The following is a 22,228-nucleotide window of genomic DNA, read 5'->3' on the forward strand; positions in this document are numbered from 1 at the left end:
CTTCAGCCCCCCTACCCGGAGCGCCGCGCGGGGCGTGGAGTTCCGGGCCACCTGGCTGGAAACGCCCGACTGGCGCGGGGCTCCAGCCCGGGCTTTTGAACCCTCCCCCGCCAGCGCCGGCGCCCCGGCACAGGAGTACACTGGCGCCCATCCCCCGGGCCCGGCCCGGGCCTGCCGTCCGCCCCCCGCCTGTCCGCACCGTGCCCCACTCCGCTTTCGGCCGTCCGGCCGCCGCCTGCCGCAACTCCCGCGACTCCTGCGACGCCAGCCTTTCCCCCGCTACCCCCCCTGCCCCCCCACCCCTGCTGCGCCGCCTTCCCCTGCTGCTGGCCCTGGGCCTGGCCGCCTGTGCCGCGTCGCCCCCGGCGCCGGTGGTGACGCCGGGCCGCCCTGCCACGCCGCCGGCTGCCAGCGCCCCCACCCCCGCTCCGGTATCGGGCGCCAGCGTTACCCCGGTGCAGCCGCCGCCGGCGGTGAGCGCCGTGCCCCTGCCGCCGCCCCCCGCCACCTCCGTGCCGGCCGCGCCCGCCGTACCGCCGCCGGACCCGGCGGCCCTGGAGCGGGAAGCCCGGGCCCAGGCGCTGCGCCTGCTGCCGGCGGGCATCGCCGACCGGGCCGGCTGGGCCGGCGACATCGCCGCCGCCCTGGTGGCCCTGCGCCTGCCGGCCAACCCGGCCAACCTCTGCGCCACCATCGCCGTGATCGAGCAGGAATCGAGCTTTCAGGCCGACCCGGCAGTGCCCGGGCTGAACAGGATCGCCTGGAAGGAAATCGAGGCGCGGCGCAGCCGCTACGGCATTCCCAAGCTGGTGCTGGAGGCCGCCCTGGCCAAGACCTCGCCGGACGGGCGCAGCTACAAGGCGCGTATCGACGCCCTGAAGACCGAGCGGCAGATGAACGAGCTGTTTTCCGACATGATCGCCGAGCTGCCCGCCGGCCGGACCCTGCTGGCCGACTACAACCCGGTGCGCACCGGCGGGCCGATGCAGGTCAGCGTCGAGTTCGCCAAGACCCAGGTGCGCGAGAAGCCCTACCCCTACGCCCGCCCAGGCATGGACGTGCGCCGCGAGGTGTTCACCCGGCGCGGCGGGGTGTATTTCGGCATGGCCATCCTGCTCGACTACCCCGCGTCCTACACCCAGGCGGTCTACCGCTTCGCCGATTTCAACGCCGGGCGCTACGCCAGCCGCAACGCCGCCTTCCAGGCCGCCGTGGCCAAACTGGCCGGCAAGCCCCTGGACCTGGACGGAGACTTGCTGCGCTACGACAAGGGCCAGCCGTCCGCCGCCCCCAGCGCCACCCGCAACGCCCTGGTCGGCCAGGCCCGGCGCCTGGGCATGAATGCCGCCGCCATCGACCGGGACCTGGCCCTGGAAAAGACCTACGGCTTCGCCCAGACCCCTCTCTACCAGCGGGTCTACGCCCTGGCCGACCAGGCCGCCGGCCGCCCCCAGCCCCGGGAGGCCCTGCCGCGTATCGACCTGAAGAGCCCGAAGATCCAGCGCAAGCTCACCACCGAATGGTTCGCCCGCCGGGTGGACGGTCGCTACCAGCAATGCCTGGCGCGCAGCCAGGCGTGAGGGCGGGATTCGTGGGATTCATTGAATTCACGGGATTTGCGGGCGCGGAACTCGCCGGGTTCATCCCCCTCCCGTAGGCCAGCACCACCGCCATGAACTACCTCGCCCACGCCGTCCTCGCCGGCCCGGACCCGCTGCTGCGCCTGGGCGGGCTGATGGGGGATTTCGTCAAAGGGCCCCTGCCGCCCGGCACGGCAGGGATTGCAGGCGCCGCGCCCCTGCCGGAGCGGCTCATCCTCGGACTGCGCCTGCACCGGGCCATCGACGCCTATGCCGAGACCCACCCGGCCTTTCGCGCCAGCCGCGCCCGGGTCAGTGCGGAACGGCGCCGGGTGGCCGGGATCATGGTGGATCTGTTCTACGACCACTTCCTCGCCCGGGACTGGGCGGCGTGGCCCGCCGCCCCCGGTTTTGCCGCCTTCGGCCACAACATCAACGTGGCACCGGCCGGTAGCGGCCTGGCGGCCTACAGCGCCGCCACCTACGCCCTGTTCGACGCCCACGCGGCCTTGCTGCCGCCCCGGCTGGCGGAGGTGGCGCCCCTGATGGCGGCCCACGACTGGCTCGGCTCCTACGCCGAGGCGGCGACCATCGCCTTGGCTCTGGACCGCATGGCGGCGCGGCGTTTTTCCCGCCCCACGCCCCTGGCCGGTGGCGGGGCCGAACTGCTGATGGACTATGACGGGTTCGCGGCGGACTTCCGCGCCTTCTTCGCCGACGCCCTGGAGTTCGCCCGCCAGTGGCGGGAACGGGAAGGGCTGGCTGACTGAGCAGGGCATGGGGGATTACCGATGGAGCCCTAGGCCCCCGTCAAACCCCGCGCCAATAAACGATCTCCAGGCAGGCATCGCCGAACCCCGCGCCAGTAGCCGAGATTGAAGGCACGATCATGGAGAACAAGTATTGGAGCGGGTCTTCAGCCTCCCTAGCCTGGAGCCTTAGTGGGGCACTGCTCAGTGCTGCCCTCACTGGGCGCCTCAGCAACCGGAAGCGTTGTATTTCGCCTGGACGGCGAGCCACTTTCTGTCCGGCGACAGAAAGTGGCCAAAGAACGCCCGAACTGTACAGTGCGCTCCCCCGCCGGCAGGCCGATGAAACTGGCCTACCGGTACCCTGCGCTACTCGCCCGGGACGGGGGCTGCGGAACTCGGCCTACGGCCTCAGACAGTCCTCGCCCTTTCCCGTCCCGGCCTGCGTTGCTCGGCGGGGGAGAAGGGCACAGGGGGCGCACGGTTTTGGCACTTCCCGGAAAGCCACGGCTGGCGGGGTGTTTGAAGGCATGCCTTCGGATAACAGCGCCAGTATTAGCTTTCCTGGCATACACCTTGTAGCGCGAGTATTGGCGGGGGTTTCCAGGCCTTACGCAAAAATTTTGCACTGCATACGCGCCGACCATCCTGCTGCGTTCTCTGCGCCTCTGCAAACTCAGCGTTGAAAGCGGTTCAGCCGGTTTTCTTGGTGCTCCCTTGGTTTCCTGGATGCTTTGGAGGTGCGCTTTTCAGTGCTTGGCACGTCGCGTCGATAATTCCCTTCCCCCCTGGTGCCACGCCCGCAGTTACGCCCCCCACAGGGCCGGTTCGGCCATGGCCAGGACCTGCTGTTGCAGCTCGCCGATGCGCGCCTGCCAGTAGGCGTGGGTGTTGAACCAGGGGAAGGCGGCGGGAAAGGCCGGATCGTTCCAGCGCCGCGCCAGCCAGGCGCTGTAGTGCAGCAGGCGCAGGGTGCGCAGGGCTTCCACCAGGCGCAGCTCCCGGGGGTCGAAGTCGCAGAAGTCCTCGTAGCCGGCCAGCACGTCGGCCAATTGCCGGGACATTTCCTGGCGGTCGCCGGAGAGCAGCATCCACAGGTCCTGCACCGCCGGGCCCATGCGGCTGTCGTCGAAGTCCACAAAGTGGGGCCCGGGGGCGTCGCCCTCGTCGTTCCACAAAATGTTGCCGCCGTGGCAGTCGCCGTGCAGGCGCAGCCGGCGCACTTCGCCGGCCCGCTCGAAGGCCCGGGCCACCCCGTCCAGGGCGGCATCGGCCGCATCGCGCCAGGGGGCAAGCAGGTCGGCGGGGAGGAAGTCGTGGCCGAGCAGCCAATCCCGGGAGTCGTAGCCGAAGCTGCCGATGTCCAGGGCCGGCCGGTGCTGGTAGTCGGCCACCCGGCCGACGGCGTGGATGCGGCCGAGAAAGCGGCCGATCCATTCCAGGGTGGCCGCATCGCCCAGTTCCGGCGCCCGGCCGCCGCGCCGGGGAAACAGGGCGAAGCGGTGGCCGGCGTGGTGGTGCAGGGTGGCGCCATTCAATTCCAGGGCGGCCACCACCGGGATTTCCCGGGCCGCCAGCTCGCTGGCGAAGGCGTGCTCTTCCAGGATGGCGGCGTCGCTCCAGCGCTGAGGCCGGTAGAACTTGGCGATCAGGGGCGGGGCGCCGGGAGGCTCGTCGATGCCCACCTGGTAGACCCGGTTCTCGTAGCTGTTGAGTGCCAGCAGGCGCCCGTCGGGCACCAGGCCGACGGATTCGAGGGCGTCCAGGATCAGGTCCGGCCCCAGGTCGGCGTAGGGAGTGCCGGCGGCGGAGGCGGCGGGAAGGTGGTCGGCGGGAGGGGTCATGGAGTCATGGTCAAGGTCTCGTTGTCAGCTGCCTAGGATACCGCGACGGCGGTACACTGCCGCTCCTGCCCGACCCGCGCGCCGCCCGACCAGCCCCTGGCATCCGGCGGCGCGCCCGTTCCACATCAGCGCCCCATCCTCCCAGAGCCTTGCCATGACCACGCCTGCTTCGATCACCCCCTGCGATTTCCACGGCACCCCGGCCCTGCGCCTGACCAGCGGCGACGGCGCCACGGCGGTGGTGTCCCTGCTCGGCGGCCAGCTGCTGTCCTGGGTGCCACCGGGGGAAAAGGAACAGCTGTTCGTCGGCGAACGGGCCGTCTTCGACGGCTCCAAGCCGATCCGCGGCGGCGTGCCGGTGTGCTTTCCCCAGTTCGCCGACCTGGGCGGGCTGCCCAAGCACGGCCTGCTGCGCACCCGCCGCTGGGAGGTGAGCGACCAATCCCAGCACAACGGCTGCACCCTGGTGTCCCTGGTCTGCGGCGACGACGCCGCCAGCCGGGCCCAGTGGCCCCACGCCTTCCGCGCCGAGCTGACGGTGGCGATCGAGGGCGAACGCCTCGACCTGGAACTGTCGCTGACCAACCCGGGGGAGGCGCCCTTCGCCTTCACCGGCGCGCTGCACACCTACCTGAAGGTGGCCGAGGTGGAGGAGGTGTCCCTGGAAGGCCTGTACGGCCTGGACTACCTGGACAAGCTCAAGGATGCCGCCCCCACCCGGGAGACGGCCCCCAGCCTGGTGGTGGACCGGGAGGTGGACCGCATCTATTACGACTGCGCCCGGCCCCTGCTGCTGCGCGACGAGCAGCACACCCTGGGCATCAACGCCGAGGGCTTTAGCGACGTGGTGGTGTGGAATCCCTGGGAGGGCGCCGAGGCCCGCTTCCCCGACCTGGCGGCCAAGGATTTCCGCCGCTTCCTGTGCGTCGAGGCGGCGGTGGCCCGCCAACCGGTGACCGTGGCCCCGGGGGAGGAATGGTGGGGCCGGCAGACCGTGGTGGTGCTGTCCTGAGCCACCGCACCCAGCGGTAGCGCCTAGGCCAGGCGCGGACCTATTCCTTGCGCTGGTTGAGCTTGGCCAGCTGGCGCAGGTTGTAGCTGGTGTAGGTGAAGGCGCCGGCGGCGACGATGGCCTGGACCACCAGGGGGCCGTCGAAGGCGGTGCCGTTGGCCAGGGCCGAGATGCACGAGCCGCCCAAGATCACCGTGGCGAACAGACCGCCGGCGATGCGGATCTTGGCGAAGAGCTTTTGCTGCGGGAGGGTGGGCTTCTGCAGGGCCATAGGTAACAAGGGTCGGAGCAAGAGTCGAAAAGGTCGGAACGCGTTGTGCGGCGGGTCGCGGGGCAGGATGGGGGATAATAAGCAAATCCCGAAAATTTCCTAGTCCAAATTCATGTCCATCCAGTGGTTCCCCGGCCACATGACCTCGGCGCGCAAGAAAGCCGCCGAGACCATGGCCAACACCGACGTCGTCATCGAGGTGGTGGACGCCCGCCTGCCCGAGGCCAGCAGCAACCCCATGATCCACGAGCTGCGCACCTTCCGTAACCGGCCCTGCCTGAAGCTGCTCAACAAGGTGGACCTGGCCGACCCGGAGGCGACCCGCGCCTGGATCGCCTATTACAACGCCCAGGACGGGGTGAAGGCCTTCGCCATGTCGGCCAAGAAGCCCGCCGACGTGGCCCGCATCACCGGCCTGTGCCAGCAACTGGCCCCCCACCGCAACGACCCGACCAAGCCCCTGCGCATGATGATCATGGGCATCCCCAACGTGGGCAAATCGACCCTGATGAACGCCCTGTTGAAGCGCAAGGTGGCGGCCGTCGGCGACCAGCCGGCGGTGACCAAGATGCAGCAGCGCCTCGACCTGGGCAAGGGCATGAGCATCACCGACACCCCGGGCATGCTCTGGCCGCGCATCCCCTACGCCAGCGACGGCCTGATGCTGGCCGCCAGCCACGCCGTGGGCACCAACGCCTACATCGACGAGGAAGTGGCAACCTTCCTCGGCGACTTCCTGCTCGACCGCTACCCGGCCCTGGTGGCGGCCCGCTACAAGCTCGCGCCGGCGGACCTGGCCGGCCTGGACGGCCCCGGCCTGATCGAGCTGGTGGCGCGCAAGCGCGCCTGCCGCAAGATGGGCAAGGGAGGCGGCGACTGGGACCTGGAGAAGGCGGCGGTGATCCTGCTCACCGACTACCGCAGCGGCGCCATCGGCCGCATCACCCTGGAAACCCCGGAATCCCGCGCCGCCATGATCGCCGCCGCCCCGGCACCGGAGCCAGAAGCAGCCGACGAGGACGGCGAGGAGCGCCCGGACGCGGGCAACGGCGGCAACGGCTGATCCGGCTGATCCGGCCACGCCCACAAGCACACAGGCCCCGTTTCCGGGGCCTGTGTGCTTTGGAGCGCCCGGTGATCCGGGCGCGCGGGAAGGGGCTGCGGGCGCTGCCGGCTCAGACCCGCAGCAGCAGCATCTTCAGCGGCGGCTGACCGTCGTAGCTGGGGAAGTCGGCTTCCGGGGCGATCCACTCGAACTCGCGGATTTCCCGGCCGGCCTTGCGCGCGCTGCGTTGCAGCTGGTCGAGCCAGGCGTCCCGGTCCACCTGGGCCACGTTGTTGCAGCAGATCAGGGTGCCGCCGGGGGCGGTGCACAGCAGGGCCGGCTTGAACACGGCGGAATAGTCGTTGACCAGGTCCACCACGCCGAAGGGGCTCTTGGCATAGCGCGGCGGATCGAGAAAGACCAGGTCGAAGGTCTGGGGCTCCAGCTCGGGGAAGGGCGGTAGGCGCTTGCCGCGCACCATCTTGGGCTGGCCGATGCCGGACAGCTGGCGGGCGGCGGCGAAGACGTCGCTCTTGATCAGGCGGGGCCGGGTGGCCAGCTCGTTGCGCTTGGCGTTTTCCTTGGCGACCTTGAGGTTGGCCTCGGCGAAATCAACGTTCACCACGAAACGGGCCCCGGCCTTGGCGGCGGCCAGGCCGACCCCGCCGGTGTAGGCGAACAGGTTGAGCACCGACTTGCCCGCAGCCTCGGCCATCACCCGGCGCCGGCCGGCGCGCAGGTCGAGGAACAGCCAGGGGTCCTGGCCGGAATGGCGGGCCTGGATCAGGTAGGTGATGCCCAGCTCGTGGGCTTCCCGGGGCAGTTCCGCCGCCGCCTGGCGCTCCGCCGGCAGGGGGTTGGCGATGCGCGAGTTGCCCTGGCTGCGGTCGTTCCAGATCACCGTCAGGCCGGGCAGGGCCGTGGCGTAGAAGGCTTCCAACTCGGCCAGGTCGGCCTCGCCCAGGGGGCGGTGGAAGGTCTGCACCAGCAGCAGGTCGCCGTAGCGGTCCACGGTCAGGCCCGGCACGCCCTCGACGCTGCCGTGGAACACCCGGTAGGTATCGGTGCCTTCGGCGTGGAGCCGGGCCATCAGTTCGGCACGGGCGGTAAGCGCCAGTTGCAGGCGGTCGGACAGGGGGGCGTCGAAAAGGGAATCGGACATGGGCGCTCGGAAAAAGAGTGGGCGGGGCGCTTCGGTGGACCCGGAGCGCTTGCGCCGCAAGGGCGCCATTCTACCGGCAGCGTAGAATGCGGCCCTCTGCGTTTTTTCCGGCACCCCGTGCCCCGCCCCGCCGTGACCGCTGCCCCGATCCCCGAAATCAAGCCCGGCCAGTCCATCGAGCTGCTCAAGGAGCTGCACATCCTGACCCGGGACGGCAAGCTCAACCAGGACACCCGGCGCAAGCTGAAGCAGGTGTACCACCTTTACCACTTCATCGAGCCCCTGCTCGACGAGGTGACGGCGGCCCCGGCAGACCCCGCAGGCGCGGACGACGCCCCCGCCCGGGACTTCACCCTGGTGGACCACGGCGCCGGCAAGTCCTACCTGGGCTTCATCCTCTACGACCTGTTCTTCAAGTCCCGGGAGGTCGGCCGCATCGTCGGCATCGAGACCCGGGCCGAGCTGGTGGAAAAATCCCGGGCCCTGGCGCAGCGCCTGGAGTTTGCCCGCATGGCCTTCCACGCCCTGACGGTGGAGGAATCCATCGATTCGCCCCTGCTGCCCGGCACGGTGGACGTGGTGACGGCGCTGCACGCCTGCGACACCGCCACCGACGACGCGATCCGTTTCGGCCTGGCCAAGGAAGCCCGCTTCATGGTGCTGGTGCCCTGCTGCCAGGCGGAAGTGGCCAGCGTGCTGCGCCGGCACAAGAACGAGTCCTTCGCCAAGACGCCGCTCTCGGAACTCTGGCGCCACCCCATCCACACCCGGGAATTCGGCAGCCAGCTGACCAACGCCCTGCGCTGTCTGCAACTGGAAGCCCACGGCTACCAGGTGACGGTGACCGAGCTGGTGGGCTGGGAGCACTCGATGAAGAACGAGCTGATCATCGCCCGGCGCACCGGCGCCCCCCGGCGCAACGCCCGGGAGCGGTTGGAACAAATCCTCGACGAGCTGAACCTCACCGACCTGGGCGGCCGCTTCCTGGCCTGACAGAGCGCCGGCCCGCGCCGGTGTCTAGGCGGCCCCGTTGCCCTCGGCTGCGCTCGCAGCGGCCCGCTTGGCCGACTGCTTGGCCTCGTACATGCGGGCGTCGGCCTGGCTGATCAGGGCGTCGGCCAGGTCGTATTCCCCCGGGCCGGTCTGAACCGAGCCGACGCTCAGGGTGATCCCCGGCAGCTGGTCGGCAATGGCGTTGGCCAGACGGCGGCAGAAGCCGGCTTCTGCCTCGGCCTCGGTGCAGTTGGGCAGGATGGCGCAGAACTCGTCGCCGCCGTAGCGGAAGTACATGTCCTCGCCCCGGCCGACGCTGCGCAGCACCTCGCCCACGTTGCGCAGCACCTCGTCGCCGCGCAGGTGGCCGAAGTGATCGTTGATCATCTTGAAGTCGTTCACGTCCAGGTAGACCAGGGTCACCGCCTCGTTGCGACGCTGGGCGGCGCGCAGGACGCCGGGCAGCGTCTCGCTCAGATAACGCCGGTTGTAGATGCCGGTGAGGGAGTCGGTGCGGGTCAGGGCCTCCAGCTCCTGGGTGCGCTGGCTGACCTTTTCCTCCAGGCTGCGGGCGTAACGGTCCGACTTGTTCTTGGCCGTCTCGATCTCGGCCACCAGGCTGCGGATGTAGGTTTCGAACACCAGGGTGACGTCGAAGATCACCAGCTTGTCCAGGGCCTCCAGCACCCCCCGGCTGCCCGCCCCGGCGCCCAGGGCGTCCACCAGGGTCCGGATGAGCAGCCCCTTCAGCTCGTGGATGCCGGAAAGGTAGAGGCGCGGCTCGACGCCGATGCGCTTGTGCACCATGCCGATGCGCAGGCGGTTGTTGACGTACTCCACGTCGTAGAAGCCGCTGAACAGGTCGAGGATGTAGCGCCGCTGGGCGGTGCGCAGGCGCCCCAGAGTGTCGGCGTCGCCGATCAGCAGGGCGATCTCGTCCACGCTGGTCTGGGCCCGGTAGAAGGCGTCCACCAGGTCGTCGATGCGCTCGGCGATCACCGGCAGACAGGCCGCCAGGGCGCTGGCGTGCTCCGGGGTGAAATTGAGCAGTTGCTTGCGGTACTCGATGTCGAGTTCGCTGATGTGCATCTGCTCAAGCAGAGTTTGCTCGGTCTGCTGCATGGCCCCATCCTCGATGCGGTTCGGCCGCGCCGGCACGCCTTGCGCCGACAGACGGCCACAACCCGATCATCATAAACAAAGCCCCTGCCGGCGCAATGACCATGCGCGGGCAACCCGGCGGCTACATGCCCACGTAGCGCCCGGGCTTGTGATTGACCGCAATGACCAGGTTGAGCGCCATCGCGCCGATGACCGAAATGCCCACCAGGCCGACGGGCCGGATCAGCAAGGCCGCGCCGACGATGGCCAGGTCCGCCGCCATCTGCACCTTGCCGGCCCGCCAGCCCCGGGTTTCCTGCAGGTAGATGGCGAGCACCCCCAGGCCGCCCAGGCTGGCCTTGTGCCGCACCAGGATGAGCAGGCCGATGCCGGTGAGGAAGCCGCCCATGATCCCGGCGAAGAGCGGGTCGAGCCGGTCGAAGTGGATCAGGTGGGGCAGCAGCTCGCTGTACAGCGACAGCAGCGCCACGGCGGCGAAGGTCTTGACCGTGAACACCCAACCCAAGGTGCGCACGGCGAAGAAGTAGAAGGGCAGGTTGATGACGAAGAACAGGACGCCGAAGGACCAGTCGCTGGCGTAGTGGGCGAGGAAGGCCAGGCCGGCGGTGCCGCCGGTGAGCAGCCCGGCGTGGCGGAAGAAGACGACGGACAGGGCAACGAACAGGGGGCCGACCAGGAGGGCCTGGATGTCCTCGGCGAGGGTATGGCGGACGGGGGGGATGGAGGCGGTCACGACGGCGAAACGGTAAAAGGCGGGGCCGGCAGGGGAAGGCGACAGGTGGATGCCGGCGGGACGCTATTCTACGGCAGGGGGCGCGGCCACCGGGACCTCTCCCGCCGGCCAGGCCGGGGTGTCGTGGAAGCGGTAGTTGTTGCGCCCCTGGTGCTTGGCCCGGTACATGGCGATGTCAGCCGAATGGAGCAGGGAGGCGGCGTCGGCGCCGTCCTCAGGATAGCGGCTGATCCCCATGCTGGCCTGGACCACCAGGCTCCGGTCCGCCACTTGCAGGGGCAGCTGGAAGCGCTGCAACAGTTTCTCGGCCACCAGGGCCACGTCCCTGGGGTCCGCCACCGTGTCGAACAGGATGACGAACTCGTCGCCCCCCAGCCGCGCCACCGTGTCCGTCTCCCGCACCGAGGCGCACAGCAGGCGGGCCGTCTCGCGCAGCACCTCGTCGCCCACCCCGTGGCCCAGGCTGTCGTTGATTTCCTTGAAGCAGTCCAGGTCGATGAACAGTACCGCCAGGGTGCCGCCCTTGCGCCGGGCGGTGGCCACCGCGTGCTCCAGGCGATCGGTGAAGAAGCGCCGGTTGGGCAGGCCGGTGAGGGGGTCGTGGCGGGCCAGGTGGTCGAGCCGGCTGCGGCTCTCGTACAACTCGGCCAGGTGGGCACCGATCTGGGTCTGCATCTCGCCGAAGCTGCGGGCCAGGGTGCCGAACTCGTCGCGCCGCGCCAGGGGCAGCTCGCCCATGACGTGCTCCCGGGAAAAGCGCTGGGCCGCCGCCACCAGCATGTTCAACGGCCGGAGCACCGCCCGGGAGACCAGGGCGGCCACCGCCACGGCCAGCAGGCTGAAGGCCAGCACCAGCTGCCAGGTGGTCTGCCCCAGCAGGCGGGATTCGGCCAGGACGGTCTGGATCGGCTGGGACAGGCCCAGAATGACGAAGCGCCCTTCGCTCGGCACGCCGATGGGCAGGCGCATGAAGGCGGCCACGGCGTCGGCGGGCACCGGACCGACGCTCTGCTCGCCCCGGGTGACCACGGTCTTGGCCTTGTGGTCGAGCAGGTCCTGGACCGCCGGGTAGGTGTCCTGGACCAGCACCCGGCGGCCCCGGTCGAAGCCGAAGGTCAGGTCGGCCTCGGGGTGCATCAGGAAGTCGCCCCGCTCGTTGGTCAGGTAGAGCCAGAAATCTTCCGGCAGATCGGCCTTGAGCAGGTCGAACAGGCCGTTGACGTCGATGTTGACCACCGCCACGCCCCACACCTGGCCGTCCGCCCCGGCTACCGGGGTGGCGACCTGGAGGGAGGGCTTGTTCAGCCCGGCGTGGGCGCCCTGCTCGTGGTTGATGACGATGGGCGAGAGATAGACCTGGCCCGGGGTCAGCTCCAGGGTGTGGAAGACGTAGGGGTAGTAGCCCTTTTCCTGGAGCAGCGGGCCGTCCAGGCGCACCAGGCGGCCGTCGTCCCGGTCCACCCGGACCACTTCCCGGCCGTGGTGGGCAGCGCCGATCAGGCGCACCTGGAAGTACTCGGGATGGACGCGCAGCAGGGCGGAGAAGGTTTCCGCCAGATCGTCCCGGGCCCCGCCGTTCCGGTCGCCCTGGACGACCCGGCGGGTGGCCGGGGCCTGGGCGAGCAGGCGCACATCGTCGGCCACCCCGGCCAGGGCCACCACCAGGCGGCGGCCGAGCACCTGGGTGGCGGTCAGCAGTTCCCGCTCGGCGGCGTTCACCAGCAGGTTGCGGCTCTGGCTGTAGGAGTAGTAGCCGGTCAGGCCCGTCGCCAGGATGGCGAAGGCCGCCAGCAGCAGGCCGAGCTTGGCGCCGATACCCAGGCGGCCCAGAAGGTCGGGCAGGGGGCGCATCAGAAGCGCTCCGGGGTGTCGCCGGCGATGATGCGCCGCCACAGGGCGGCCCGCCGGCCGGCGTCCTCCACCGGTTCGAGCCAGACCAGGCCGGCGCCGGGGGGCAGGTGGGACGGCTCGCGCAGGGTGTTGGCCAGGCCCTGGCGGGCGGTCAGGGCGGTGCTCACCGGCTCTTCCAGGGTGTAGTTGATCCAGGCCTCGGCCAGGCGCGGGTTGTGCGCCCCCCGGGACACGGCCCAGCAGTCGAGCCAGGCCAGGGCGCCTTCCCGGGGAATGGCGTAGCCCACGTCGAAGCCGGCCTTTTTCAGCATGGCCAGCTGCTGGGTGCCGTAATTGGCGAACATCAGGGCGATGCGGTTGTCGCGGAACAGTTCCACCGCCTCTTCCGGCGAGGTGTAGAAGGTGCGCACGTTGCGGCGCAGGGCCACCAGCCGGTCCACCACCTTGCGGAAATCGGCCTCGGGAATACGGAACGGCGTCTTGCTGCCGAGAGACTGGGCCGCCAGGGAGAAGTTGTGGCTGCTGCCGTTGTAGGCCAGCACCCGGCCCTGGAAGCGCGGGTCCCACAGGGCGCCCACCGTGGCGGGGGGCTCCGGCACCTGCTTGCGGTCGTAGATCAGCCCCATCTCGGAATAGGTGTAGGGGATCGCATAGACCTGGCCGCGGCGCACCACCCCGGGCAGGGAGGCCAGGTCGCGGAAGCGCGGCAGCTGCTGGCGGGTGTTGGGGATGTTGGCCAGGTCGAGGGGCTGGACCAGGCCGTCGTCGATAATGCGGCGCAGTTCGGCGGTATTGGCCGCCAGCACGTCGAAATCGCCGCCCCGGTTGGCGCGCAGGCGGCTCCACAGGGCATCGTCGGATTCCACCAGGGTCACTTCGACGCGCACGTCATGGCGCTTTTCGAAAGCCCGCACCAGATCGGCGTCGGCATAACCGGGCCAGGCCAGGATGCGCAGGGTTTCTCGGCCCTGGGCGGCCGCCCAGGTGGAAAACAGGGCCAGTCCCAGGACGGCCAGCCCCAGCTGGATCAAACGGAAGCCCCGGGCGGCGGGGCGGCAAATCAGGTGCGGGAGCGGCATGTCGGGGCGACTCGGGTTGGTACGGCGGCTGCGCTGGGCGCCGCCGCTTGTTGTTGTCGGTGCATCTTCACTTTTTTCCCGGCAAATTGCATCTCATTGTCCTGAACCGTCCCTGACGCCCAGGCGGCATTTTTTGCCACCGGCCGCCGGCCCCCTCCCCTGCATCCCGTCGCCTCCCCGCAGCAGCGGCCCCGGACTCCGTTCCCGAACCAGGCCCCGCGAGCCAGCGGCAGCGCCGCCTCACGCAGCGGCACGGGCCAAAACAATGCCGATCGCATGATCGATCGCGGCAGTGCAGGCACTTTGGCATGAAGGTTGCTGAAACGTTCCGGACTTTTTTCAGGAACCGCCCATGTTCAGCACCGCGAGCATCCTCGCCGGTATCGGCGTGCGCGCCGTGGCCTCGGTGGCCTCCTCCATCGCTTCGGCGGTGGGAGCTTCCGGCGACAGCGCCGAAACGCCCTCTTCGGCGAAAATCACCATCAGCAGCGAGGCCAAGGCCGCGCTGCAAAGCGCCAGCGCCCGGGACAAGACCCAGCAGGAACTGCGCGACGCCGTCCAGAACGACCCGCAGCTGGCGGAGCAGCTGGCCCGCGCCATGGCCTACACGCCGGACCGGCTGTCGGTGCGCAACGACCAGAATGACTGGGCCAACAGCCGCTACGCCAACGGCACCCCGGTGACCGACGGCAACTACCAGTCGTCCATGAACAGCCAGATTTCCGCCGCCCAGCAGCAGCGCATCGCCCTGTACGAAAACGAGCGGGCCAAGGGCACCCCGGCGGCGCAGATCTACGACAAGCTCCAGGCCTTCAACGCCAGCCTGTCCAACGACTACCGGGTCGCCACCGGCCTGGCCTGACCGGCCTGGCTGAGGGCGGGCGGCAAATTTTGCCGCCACACCCGTACCGGCCCGGCGGCGGCGCAGCTACAATCGCCCCCTCCCCCGCCCCGGAGCCACCATGGACGCCCGCCTCACCGAGCTGGAAATCAAGCTCGCCTACGCCGAAGACCTGCTGGAAACCCTCAACCTGACGGTGTTCCGCCAGCAGGAGCAGATCGAGCAGCTGCAACGCCAGCTGCGGGAACTGCACCAGCAGATGCACAGCGCCTCCCCCGGCGAAGCGCGCAACCTGCGCGACGAGATTCCGCCCCACTATTGATGGCGCCGGCGGCGGACCGCCGGCCGAGGCGGAGCCGCCATCCCCCCCCTGCACCATGCGCAGCGCTTGCCGCCATCGGCCGCCGCCCCGGCATTGCCGGGATTTTCCCTTGCCGGGATTTTCACATTTCCCCGTGCGCCGGCCCGACCGTCACTCAAATAAAACCGAAGGCTGAACAAGCGTCCAGCGCCAAAGTCCCCGACAGTCGCTGAGTTTGCCGATGTGCCCACCTTAAGCCTTCGGGAAAACCGAAGGCTTAAGCCACGCGCTGTTGGCCCCGGTCCGGGCCTTGCCCGTTCCAAAGCACGACGTTCCCGGCCGGCTTGCACAGCATTGGCCGCATCGGTCAGATCGGCCAGTCAGAAGGCACACGGCGGGAAGCCCCGCCCCAGCCGCCCCGGCGCAGCGCCCCTCAGCGGGCGACCAGGGAGATCACCCGGTTCTTGCGCAGCTTGCCGACCACGTGCATCTCGCATTTGACGCAGTCGAAGCGCAGGGTCAGGCGCTCGTTGTTGTTCACCAGGGTCAGGGGGTCGGCCTTGATGCCCTTCACTTCCTTCGGGCACAGGTTGAAGTCGTGGCGCAGGCAGTGCTTGGTGATCATCAGCGACACCGCGCCGGTTTCCTCGTTGGCTTCAAAGGCCGATTCGATCAGCCGCACCCCGTGCTTGGCGTAGAAGGCCCGGGCCTGGTCGTTGTACACGTTGCCCAGGTAGGTGAGCTCGTCATCCGGATAGGGCACCGGCGGCTCCACCGGCACGGCCCGGGGCGGGCGCGCGTAGGCGGCGGCGCGGGCCGCGTCCAGGGCCTCCACCGCCTCGCGGCGCAGGCCGTTGAGCACCCCGGCGGGGAGGAACCAGGGCTGGGACAGGGTCACCGCGATGGCCTCGGGGGCGGCGGCATAGAGGGTCGTCCCCAGCTTGCCCAGGTTCTCGCGGATGGTGGCCAGGGCCCGCTCGCCGTTCTGGGCCGGCTCGTGGGGATGGACCACGGCGGCCGAAGCGCTCACCCCGTCCTCGTCGGTCAGGGTCAGGGAAAAACCGTCCGGGGTCTCGGCAAAGGCCAGGCGCACGTCCACCCGGCGCTCGGCGGATTTCTTCTCCAAAGCCCGCTCGAAGGCCTGGTCCCGGTTGCGGTAAAGCTCCCGGCCCGCTTCCAGGGCCTCGGGCACTTCGCTGACGAACAGCCGGTACGATCGGGAATCGTGCTGTCCGCCCGCCAGGGGCTCGGCGCGATTGATCCGCAGCCCCACCAGTTCGCCTTCGTTGTCGAAGAAGGACAGGCCGTCGCCGTTGTGCAGGGGGTCGATGCCGGCGTCGATCTCGGCCTCGAACCAGCCCAGGCCGATCTCGCCGACGGCGCCGATGCGGGTGCCCGAGAACTTGGGCGTATCGAAGGCGCCGATGTCGTGCTGGCGGCCGTTCACGAAGTAGTCGGTGGAGCCCCGGTTGAAGGTCTTTTCCGGCTGGGGGGTGAAGGTGTAGGTGCAGCGCCCGGCGGAAGCGCGCCGGTAGCGGTCCGGCGCCGCCGCCAGGATGCCGTCGAGCAGGGTGCGGTAGTGGGCGGTGATGTTCTTGACGTAGGACAGGTCCTTGAGCCGCCCCTCGATCTTGAACGAGGAGATGCCGGCATCGGCCAGGGCGCGCAGGTTGGCCGACTGGTCGTTGTCCTTCATCGACAGCAGGTGCTTGTCCTGGGCGAGCAACTGGCCGTCGGCCCCTTCCAGGTCGTAGGGCAGGCGGCAGGCCTGGGAGCAGTCGCCCCGGTTGGCGGAGCGGCCGGTGTGGGCGTGGCTGATGTAGCACTGGCCGCTGTAGGCGACGCACAGGGCGCCGTGCACGAAGAATTCCAGGGCCACGTCGGTGCCGGCGGCGATCTTGCCGATCTGCTGGAGGGTCAGCTCCCGGGCCAGGACGATCTGGGAAAAGCCCACGTCCTGGAGGAAGCGGGCTTTGTCGACCCCGCGGATGTCGGTCTGGGTGCTGGCATGCAGCTGGATCGGCGGCAGGTCCACTTCCAGCAGCCCCATGTCCTGGAGGATGAGGGCGTCGGCGCCGGCCTCGTAGAGCTGCCAGGCCAGGCGCCGGGCCGGCTCCACCTCGTCGTCGCGCAGGATGGTGTTGAGCGCCACCAGCACCCGGGCGTTGTAACGGTGGGCGTGGGCGGACAGCCGGGCGATGTCGGCCACCGTGTTGCCGGCGTTGGAGCGGGCGCCGAAGGCCGGGCCTCCGATGTACACCGCGTCGGCCCCGTGGTTGATGGCCTCGATGCCGAAATCGGCGTTCTTGGCCGGGGCGAGCAGTTCGAGGGGGCGGGCGGCAGCCTGGGCGGCCGGGGCGGGGAAAGCAGCGGACATGGCGGACATCGTGGCAACGCCCGGCCGGGGCCGGGCGGGGGAGACGGTGGAAAGGATGGAAAGGGCGGGAAGCGGAAAGAAGCGGACGGAAACCGCCTGAAAAACGAAACGGCCGGTCCGTAGGGGACCGGCCGACAGGGTACCAGCCTGGGGCGGGCGCCGCACGGCCACCGGAATCCGGCGGCGGGGCGGCGCCTCAGCGCACCCGGCTTTCCACCAGGCGGAAGAAGAAGGCGCCGACGGCCACGCTGATGGCCCAGGCGAGCATCAGGCCGATGGCGCTGGCGGTGGGGTTGCGCGGCGCCAGGTGGGGAATCACCGCGTTCATCACCATCAGCACCGGGAAGTGGAAGAGGAACACCGAGTAGGAAATCTTGCCCAGGTAGGCCAGGGGCTTGACGTCCAGCCAAGCCTCCAGGGCGCCGGTGCGCCGGCCCACGCCCAGGGCCAGGGCCACCGCCAGGGCCACGGCGATGCGCAGGCGGAAATCCACCGCCAGGGCGGCCACCACGATGGCCGCCAGCAGCGTCAACCACACATAGGAGCGCCGTTCGTCGGCGGCCCAGTAGGCCAGGGCGCCCATGGCGTAGGAGCCGAAGAAGTAGATGGCCCACTCGTCCCACACCTCGTTGCGGTTGAAGTGGAACAGGGACACCACCGCCAGCACGCCCACCAGCACCGGGGTCAGGCGGCGCACCTGGCCGGCCACGGCGCCGGCCTTGCGCGACAGCCACAGGGTGAGAACCATCAGGGCGAACAGCTGGAAGTCGATGGCCACGTACCAGACGCCGGCGGACAGGGCCTCCTGGTTGAGCAGGCCGTTCAGCAGCAGGGCGTGGGCGGCAAGCTGGGGCAGGGTCGGGGCGTTGGGCACCCAGCCGTCCCACAGCCACAGCCGGGCCAGGGCGGCACAGGTGATGCCGACCCCCAGGGCCGCCAGGTAGGGCAGCACCAGGCGCCGGTAGCGCTTCCAGATCAGGAGCAGGGGGCGCTCCACCGTGGGCTCCCCGGTGGGGGCCAGTCCCTTGGCGGCGAGGAAGCCGCCGATGACGAGAAAGACCTGGACCGCCACCCGGGCGTAGTCGTACATCCAGTCGAGCAACTGGGGCGCCAGCTCCCGGGCCGATTCGGACAGGGGCCCGTAGCTGGAGAGGTGGTGGAGCACGATCAACTGGGAGGCGATGGCCTTGAAGGCGTCGATCAAGGGCATGCGCCGCTCGGCGCGGCGCGGGGCGCTTTCCGGCAGTTGGCTGGGGATGACGGCGGGTACGGCGGACATGGCGTAAACGGCAACGCCCCGGCCGGCGTGCGGCAGGGCGGGGATTCGGTTCAGAAAATCGGAGGAATCGGACGTGTTGCTTGCGCGGCGCGATCCCGGGCCTGGGGCGCCGTGGATCGGTCAGGACGAATGATGCGCCCTCCCGGCGCCCCCCGAAAGGCCCGGAAGTTCTCTTTACGTTTTGCAACACATTGTTTTGGCGCAGGATTATGCCGCCAACTGGCGGCGAAATCCAGGGATTTCGCCGGGAAATTGCCGCAATGCAGCAGCAACTCCCCCACACCGGGGCGGAAATATTTCACGCTCCGCGTAAATATCGCGTCAACTTCCCGGCTCGTGCCGCGTTATTCGCCCCATGGTGAGCAATCACCGCACATCCAACGGAGATAGCAATGGGTAGCCTTAGCAACGAATCCTTCGACGACTTTCTGGATTCCCTGAAGCGCGCCGGGGTCGTCATCAGCAACGAACGCGAGCTGCGCGAGCGGCTGGCCGAGGCCCAACGCTGGCGCTACGCTTTCACCACCCTTGCTTCCAACGGCCGTCAGATCGGCATCCGCTTCGAAGACCAGGGCCAGGGCGTGAACGAAGCCGAAATCCACCGCACCTTCACCGCCTTCCAGTTCCCCGAGCGCTCCGAAGCCCTGTTCGCCGCCAGCCTCAAGGCCGAACACTAAACCGCACCAACCCCTCTTCCCGCCGCCTGGCCGTCCTCGATAGCCAGGCGGCGCGTCTGCCCAAGGCCCGCCCCTCCTGGAGCGGGCCTTGGCGTTTTCGGCCGCCGCTCCGCATGGCGGGCGGCGATAGCCGTAAGTGGTCACTCTCCTTTATGCTCGCGTCTTCGGCCCACTGCCCACCTTACGCACAGGAGAGTTTCCATGCCGATGTTCGTCGACACCTCGCCCCCGGGCGAATGCATCTTCTGCCGTCTGGTGGCTGGCGAGATCCCCGCCTCCACGGTGTATGAGGACGACCAGACCATCGCCTTCCTCGACATCGGCCAGGTCAATCCCGGCCACGTGCTGGTGGCGATCAAGCGCCACGCCGCCACCCTGTTCGACCTGACTCCGGACGAGGCGGCCGCCGCCATGCGCACCGCCCAGCGCATCGCCCACGCCATCCAGGCCGCCTTCGATCCGCCCGGCCTGAGCCTGTTCCAGGCCAACGGGGTGGAAGGCAACCAGACCGTGTTCCACTTCCACATCCACGTCCTGCCCCGCCACGCCGACGACGGCATCGAACTCAGCTGGCCGCGCAAGGACCCGCCCCGGGCCGCCCTGGACGATTACGCCGCCCGGCTGCGCGCCGCCCTGGGCAGCGGCCAGGGCGCGTGATGGCCGCCAGCAGCCTTCTCGCCGCCTCCGGCTCCCTGCGCGGCCGCCCCCTGCTGGCGGCCATGTTCCGCCTGTGGTGGCTGAAGGCCGCGGGCACCACGGTGTTCATCACCCTGTTCTTCGTCGCCTACGTGCACCTGCTCAAGAACCCGAGCGGCGTCGTCACCGAAATGCCGGTACTGTGGCTGGATGAGGCCGTGGGGGTGCAGACCCTGGCCCTGCCGCTGTACCTGTCGCTGTGGGTCTATGTTTCCCTGCCCACCCTGCTGCTGTTCACCTTTGCCGAACTGGCCGCCTTCGGCCTGGCCGCAGCCCTGCTCTGCCTGTTCGGCCTGGCCTGCTTCTATTTCTGGCCCACCGCCGTACCGCCGGCCAACATCGACTGGGGCCAGTACCCGGGCTTCGCCTTCATGAAAGGCATCGACGCGGCAGGAAACGCCTGCCCGTCCCTGCACGTGGCCACCGCAGTGTTTTCCGCCTGCTGGCTGCAAGCCCTGCTGCACCGCATCGAGGCCCCGGCCTGGCTCAACCAGGCCAACTGGCTGTGGTGCCTGGGCATCGCCTATTCGACCTTGGCGACCAAGCAGCACGTGGCGGTGGACATGGTGGCCGGTATCGCCCTGGGCGGCGTGGCCGGCCTGCTGTCGCTGCGCGCCTGTGCCGACCGGCTGGCCCGCTACCGGCCGTAGCTGTTGTTCCGACTCAAACAAAAAACCCGCCAACTGGCGGGTTTTTTGTCGCAACGTCTGCGTACCGGCGCGATCAGCGGCTGATCGGCTTGTAGCGGATGCGCTTCGGCTTGGCCCCTTCCTCGCCCAGGCGCTTGCGCTTGTCCTCTTCGTATTCCTGGTAGTTGCCCGGGAAGAAGGTCCATTGCGAGTCGCCCTCGGCGGCCAGGATGTGGGTACAGATGCGGTCGAGGAACCAGCGGTCGTGGGAGATCACCAGGGCGCAGCCGGCGAATTCGAGCAGGGCGTCTTCCAGGGCGCGCAGGGTTTCCACGTCCAGGTCGTTGGAGGGTTCGTCGAGCAGCAGCACGTTGCCGCCGGCCATCAGGGTCTTGGCCAGGTGCAGCCGGCCCCGCTCGCCGCCGGAGAGGTTGCCCACCAGCTTCTGCTGGTCGCCGCCCTTGAAGTTGAAGCGGCCGATGTAGGCCCGGCTGGGCATCTCGAACTTGCCGATCTGCAGGATGTCGCGGCCCTCGGCCAGCTCGTCGAAGACGGTCTTGCTGCCGTCCAGGCAATCCCGGCTCTGGTCCACGTAGGCCATCTGCACGGTGGGGCCCACCACCACTTCGCCGGAATCGGGCTGCTGCTGGCCGGTGATCATCTTGAACAGGGTCGATTTACCGGCGCCGTTGGGGCCGATGATGCCGACGATGGCCCCGGGCGGGATGGCGAAGCTCAGGTTGTCCATCAGCAGCTTGTCGCCGAAGGCCTTGGTGACGCCGTTGAACTCGATCACCTTGTCGCCCAGGCGCTCGGCCACGGGGATGAAGATTTCCTGGGTCTCGTTGCGCTTCTGGTGCTCCACCGAGGACAGTTCCTCGAAGCGCGACAGGCGGGCCTTGCTCTTGGCCTGGCGGGCCTTGGGGTTGGAGCGCACCCACTCCAGCTCCTGCTTCATCGCCTTCATGTGGGCGTCCACCTGCTTCTGCTCCTGCTCCAGGCGGGCTTCCTTCTGCTCCAGCCAGCTGGAGTAGTTGCCCTTCCAGGGGATGCCGTGGCCCCGGTCCAGTTCCAGAATCCACTCGGCGGCGTTGTCGAGGAAGTAGCGGTCGTGGGTCACCGCCACCACGGTGCCGGGGAAGCGGGTGAGGAACTGTTCCAGCCATTCCACCGACTCGGCGTCCAGGTGGTTGGTCGGTTCGTCGAGCAGCAGCATGTCGGGCTTGGACAGCAGCAGCTTGCACAGGGCGACGCGGCGCTTCTCGCCGCCGGACAGGTGCTCGATGGTGGCGTCCCAGGGCGGCAGGCGCAGGGCGTCGGCGGCGATCTCCATCTGGGTTTCCACGTCGCTGCCGGCGGTGGCGATGATCGCCTCGTAGCGGGCCTGCTCCTCGGCCAGCTTGTCGAAGTCGGCGTCGGGCTCGGCGTAGGCGGCATAGATTTCTTCGAGCTTCTGGCGCGCTTCGAGCAGTTCGCCCAGGCCGGATTCGACCTCTTCCTTGACCGTCTTGGCCGGGTCGAGCTGGGGTTCCTGGGGCAGGTAGCCGATACGCACGCCAGCCAGGTGCTGCACCTCGCCTTCGTATTCCTTGTCGGCGCCGGCCATGATGCGCAGCACCGTGGATTTGCCCGCGCCGTTCAGGCCGAGCAGGCCGATTTTGGCGCCGGGGAAGAACGACAGGGAAATGTCCTTGATGATTTGCCGCTTGGGCGGCACGACCTTGCTCACGCGGAGCATCGACATCACGTATTGGGCCATTGCGGGTTTCCGGTTGGTGCGAAAGGCGGGAATTATGGAGGAAAGCGCCGGGGGATTCACCCCGGCCCCGCCCGCGGGGCCCGTTCCGCACCGGCCGCCGGGGGCGCGACATCCACGCCGCACGCCCAAACCCAAGGCAGGACGGGCGTTTCCGGGCAGCCTTGGACAAACACCGCCACTGGCGCGGACCTTCGGCATACCCTCGCCAGGATCGAGGACTGGCGCGGC

Annotated in this window: 20 protein-coding genes; 10 read left to right on the forward strand and 10 right to left on the reverse strand. The window is 69.3% G+C overall.

Annotated elements, in window-relative coordinates; translation table 11 throughout:
- Window positions 1-200: 200 nt before the first annotated feature.
- Window positions 201-1,580, forward strand: a complete 1,380-nt coding sequence (locus V7Z98_RS09150) for a DUF1615 domain-containing protein (RefSeq protein ID WP_334157730.1) — start codon at window positions 201-203, stop codon at window positions 1,578-1,580.
- A 92-nt stretch (window positions 1,581-1,672) separates the two neighbouring features.
- The gene (locus V7Z98_RS09155; protein ID WP_334157731.1) at window positions 1,673-2,350 is read left to right on the forward strand and encodes an acyl carrier protein phosphodiesterase; all 678 of its coding nucleotides are present in this window, start codon (window positions 1,673-1,675) and stop codon (window positions 2,348-2,350) included.
- Window positions 2,351-3,135: 785 nt separating this feature from the next.
- Here the strand turns inward: V7Z98_RS09155 and V7Z98_RS09160 are convergent.
- Window positions 3,136-4,173, reverse strand: coding sequence for a serine/threonine protein kinase (locus tag V7Z98_RS09160; protein WP_334157732.1), 1,038 nt, complete (start codon window positions 4,171-4,173; stop codon window positions 3,136-3,138).
- A gap of 154 nt (window positions 4,174-4,327) precedes the next feature.
- On the opposite strand from V7Z98_RS09160, the gene V7Z98_RS09165 reads away from it, so the two are divergent.
- Complete coding sequence (locus V7Z98_RS09165) at window positions 4,328-5,185, forward strand: D-hexose-6-phosphate mutarotase (RefSeq protein ID WP_334157733.1); 858 nt, start codon at window positions 4,328-4,330, stop codon at window positions 5,183-5,185.
- Window positions 5,186-5,225: 40 nt separating this feature from the next.
- On the opposite strand, the gene V7Z98_RS09170 is transcribed toward V7Z98_RS09165, so the two are convergent.
- Complete coding sequence (locus tag V7Z98_RS09170; RefSeq protein WP_293263520.1) at window positions 5,226-5,456, reverse strand: hypothetical protein; 231 nt, start codon at window positions 5,454-5,456, stop codon at window positions 5,226-5,228.
- A 112-nt stretch (window positions 5,457-5,568) separates the two neighbouring features.
- On the opposite strand from V7Z98_RS09170, the gene ylqF reads away from it, so the two are divergent.
- Window positions 5,569-6,519 (forward strand): ribosome biogenesis GTPase YlqF, encoded by a 951-nt coding sequence (ylqF, locus tag V7Z98_RS09175; protein WP_334157734.1) that lies wholly within the window; start codon window positions 5,569-5,571, stop codon window positions 6,517-6,519.
- A 112-nt stretch (window positions 6,520-6,631) separates the two neighbouring features.
- Here ylqF and V7Z98_RS09180 read toward each other — a convergent pair whose 3' ends face one another.
- Window positions 6,632-7,663 carry a class I SAM-dependent rRNA methyltransferase gene (locus tag V7Z98_RS09180; protein ID WP_293263524.1) on the reverse strand — a complete coding sequence of 344 codons (1,032 nt, stop codon included), beginning with the start codon at window positions 7,661-7,663 and terminating at the stop codon, window positions 6,632-6,634.
- A gap of 132 nt (window positions 7,664-7,795) precedes the next feature.
- On the opposite strand from V7Z98_RS09180, the gene V7Z98_RS09185 reads away from it, so the two are divergent.
- Window positions 7,796-8,656: a class I SAM-dependent methyltransferase gene (locus V7Z98_RS09185; RefSeq protein WP_334157735.1), complete on the forward strand. Its 861-nt coding sequence runs from the start codon at window positions 7,796-7,798 to the stop codon at window positions 8,654-8,656.
- A 24-nt stretch (window positions 8,657-8,680) separates the two neighbouring features.
- Here V7Z98_RS09185 and V7Z98_RS09190 read toward each other — a convergent pair whose 3' ends face one another.
- The 4 genes from V7Z98_RS09190 to V7Z98_RS09205 all read right to left on the reverse strand — a co-directional run bounded on the left by V7Z98_RS09190 (window position 8,681) and on the right by V7Z98_RS09205 (window position 13,441).
- Window positions 8,681-9,778 carry a GGDEF domain-containing protein gene (locus tag V7Z98_RS09190; protein WP_334157736.1) on the reverse strand — a complete coding sequence of 366 codons (1,098 nt, stop codon included), beginning with the start codon at window positions 9,776-9,778 and terminating at the stop codon, window positions 8,681-8,683.
- Between the two features lie 121 nt (window positions 9,779-9,899).
- On the reverse strand, window positions 9,900-10,511 hold the full coding sequence (locus V7Z98_RS09195) for a YitT family protein (RefSeq protein WP_334157737.1): 612 nt from the start codon (window positions 10,509-10,511) through the stop codon (window positions 9,900-9,902).
- A 63-nt stretch (window positions 10,512-10,574) separates the two neighbouring features.
- A complete protein-coding gene (locus V7Z98_RS09200; RefSeq protein WP_334157738.1) occupies window positions 10,575-12,362 on the reverse strand; it encodes a GGDEF domain-containing protein in 1,788 nt (595 codons plus the stop codon).
- A complete protein-coding gene (locus tag V7Z98_RS09205; protein ID WP_334157739.1) occupies window positions 12,362-13,441 on the reverse strand; it encodes an extracellular solute-binding protein in 1,080 nt (359 codons plus the stop codon). The genes V7Z98_RS09200 and V7Z98_RS09205 overlap by 1 nt, the downstream gene beginning before the upstream one ends.
- A gap of 352 nt (window positions 13,442-13,793) precedes the next feature.
- Here V7Z98_RS09205 and V7Z98_RS09210 point away from each other — a divergent pair, with 352 nt between their 5' ends.
- Window positions 13,794-14,303 carry a hypothetical protein gene (locus V7Z98_RS09210; protein ID WP_293263536.1) on the forward strand — a complete coding sequence of 170 codons (510 nt, stop codon included), beginning with the start codon at window positions 13,794-13,796 and terminating at the stop codon, window positions 14,301-14,303.
- Window positions 14,304-14,403: 100 nt separating this feature from the next.
- Window positions 14,404-14,604: a SlyX family protein gene (locus V7Z98_RS09215; RefSeq protein WP_293263538.1), complete on the forward strand. Its 201-nt coding sequence runs from the start codon at window positions 14,404-14,406 to the stop codon at window positions 14,602-14,604.
- A gap of 412 nt (window positions 14,605-15,016) precedes the next feature.
- On the opposite strand, the gene V7Z98_RS09220 is transcribed toward V7Z98_RS09215, so the two are convergent.
- On the reverse strand, window positions 15,017-16,960 hold the full coding sequence (locus V7Z98_RS09220; RefSeq protein ID WP_334157740.1) for a peptidase U32 family protein: 1,944 nt from the start codon (window positions 16,958-16,960) through the stop codon (window positions 15,017-15,019).
- Between the two features lie 196 nt (window positions 16,961-17,156).
- On the reverse strand, window positions 17,157-18,239 hold the full coding sequence (locus V7Z98_RS09225; RefSeq protein ID WP_293263542.1) for an acyltransferase family protein: 1,083 nt from the start codon (window positions 18,237-18,239) through the stop codon (window positions 17,157-17,159).
- A 392-nt stretch (window positions 18,240-18,631) separates the two neighbouring features.
- On the opposite strand from V7Z98_RS09225, the gene V7Z98_RS09230 reads away from it, so the two are divergent.
- From V7Z98_RS09230 to V7Z98_RS09240, 3 genes are all read left to right on the forward strand, one after another.
- Complete coding sequence (locus V7Z98_RS09230; RefSeq protein ID WP_293263544.1) at window positions 18,632-18,916, forward strand: hypothetical protein; 285 nt, start codon at window positions 18,632-18,634, stop codon at window positions 18,914-18,916.
- A gap of 201 nt (window positions 18,917-19,117) precedes the next feature.
- A complete protein-coding gene (locus V7Z98_RS09235; RefSeq protein WP_293263546.1) occupies window positions 19,118-19,573 on the forward strand; it encodes an HIT family protein in 456 nt (151 codons plus the stop codon).
- The gene (locus V7Z98_RS09240; protein ID WP_334157741.1) at window positions 19,573-20,262 is read left to right on the forward strand and encodes a phosphatase PAP2 family protein; all 690 of its coding nucleotides are present in this window, start codon (window positions 19,573-19,575) and stop codon (window positions 20,260-20,262) included. The genes V7Z98_RS09235 and V7Z98_RS09240 overlap by 1 nt, the downstream gene beginning before the upstream one ends.
- 73 nt (window positions 20,263-20,335) lie before the next feature.
- Here V7Z98_RS09240 and ettA read toward each other — a convergent pair whose 3' ends face one another.
- The gene (gene ettA, locus V7Z98_RS09245; protein ID WP_293263550.1) at window positions 20,336-22,000 is read right to left on the reverse strand and encodes an energy-dependent translational throttle protein EttA; all 1,665 of its coding nucleotides are present in this window, start codon (window positions 21,998-22,000) and stop codon (window positions 20,336-20,338) included.
- Between the last annotated feature and the right edge of the window lie 228 nt (window positions 22,001-22,228).

This window comes from Oryzomicrobium sp. (genome assembly GCF_036820405.1).
GTDB lineage: Bacteria > Pseudomonadota > Gammaproteobacteria > Burkholderiales > Rhodocyclaceae > Oryzomicrobium.

What these genes read in the sequence shown, in the direction of transcription:
- V7Z98_RS09155 (WP_334157731.1), top strand. Translation starts at nt 1,673, where the DNA reads ATGAACTACCTCGCCCACGCCGTCCTCGCCGGCCCGGACCCGCTGCTG.
- V7Z98_RS09160 (WP_334157732.1), bottom strand. Translation starts at nt 4,173, where the DNA reads ATGACCCCTCCCGCCGACCACCTTCCCGCCGCCTCCGCCGCCGGCACT.
- V7Z98_RS09165 (WP_334157733.1), top strand. Translation starts at nt 4,328, where the DNA reads ATGACCACGCCTGCTTCGATCACCCCCTGCGATTTCCACGGCACCCCG.
- V7Z98_RS09170 (WP_293263520.1), bottom strand. Translation starts at nt 5,456, where the DNA reads ATGGCCCTGCAGAAGCCCACCCTCCCGCAGCAAAAGCTCTTCGCCAAG.
- ylqF (WP_334157734.1), top strand. Translation starts at nt 5,569, where the DNA reads ATGTCCATCCAGTGGTTCCCCGGCCACATGACCTCGGCGCGCAAGAAA.
- V7Z98_RS09180 (WP_293263524.1), bottom strand. Translation starts at nt 7,663, where the DNA reads ATGTCCGATTCCCTTTTCGACGCCCCCCTGTCCGACCGCCTGCAACTG.
- V7Z98_RS09190 (WP_334157736.1), bottom strand. Translation starts at nt 9,778, where the DNA reads ATGCAGCAGACCGAGCAAACTCTGCTTGAGCAGATGCACATCAGCGAA.
- V7Z98_RS09200 (WP_334157738.1), bottom strand. Translation starts at nt 12,362, where the DNA reads ATGCGCCCCCTGCCCGACCTTCTGGGCCGCCTGGGTATCGGCGCCAAG.
- V7Z98_RS09205 (WP_334157739.1), bottom strand. Translation starts at nt 13,441, where the DNA reads ATGCCGCTCCCGCACCTGATTTGCCGCCCCGCCGCCCGGGGCTTCCGT.
- V7Z98_RS09210 (WP_293263536.1), top strand. Translation starts at nt 13,794, where the DNA reads ATGTTCAGCACCGCGAGCATCCTCGCCGGTATCGGCGTGCGCGCCGTG.
- V7Z98_RS09215 (WP_293263538.1), top strand. Translation starts at nt 14,404, where the DNA reads ATGGACGCCCGCCTCACCGAGCTGGAAATCAAGCTCGCCTACGCCGAA.
- V7Z98_RS09220 (WP_334157740.1), bottom strand. Translation starts at nt 16,960, where the DNA reads ATGTCCGCTGCTTTCCCCGCCCCGGCCGCCCAGGCTGCCGCCCGCCCC.
- V7Z98_RS09225 (WP_293263542.1), bottom strand. Translation starts at nt 18,239, where the DNA reads ATGTCCGCCGTACCCGCCGTCATCCCCAGCCAACTGCCGGAAAGCGCC.
- V7Z98_RS09230 (WP_293263544.1), top strand. Translation starts at nt 18,632, where the DNA reads ATGGGTAGCCTTAGCAACGAATCCTTCGACGACTTTCTGGATTCCCTG.
- V7Z98_RS09235 (WP_293263546.1), top strand. Translation starts at nt 19,118, where the DNA reads ATGCCGATGTTCGTCGACACCTCGCCCCCGGGCGAATGCATCTTCTGC.
- V7Z98_RS09240 (WP_334157741.1), top strand. Translation starts at nt 19,573, where the DNA reads ATGGCCGCCAGCAGCCTTCTCGCCGCCTCCGGCTCCCTGCGCGGCCGC.
- ettA (WP_293263550.1), bottom strand. Translation starts at nt 22,000, where the DNA reads ATGGCCCAATACGTGATGTCGATGCTCCGCGTGAGCAAGGTCGTGCCG.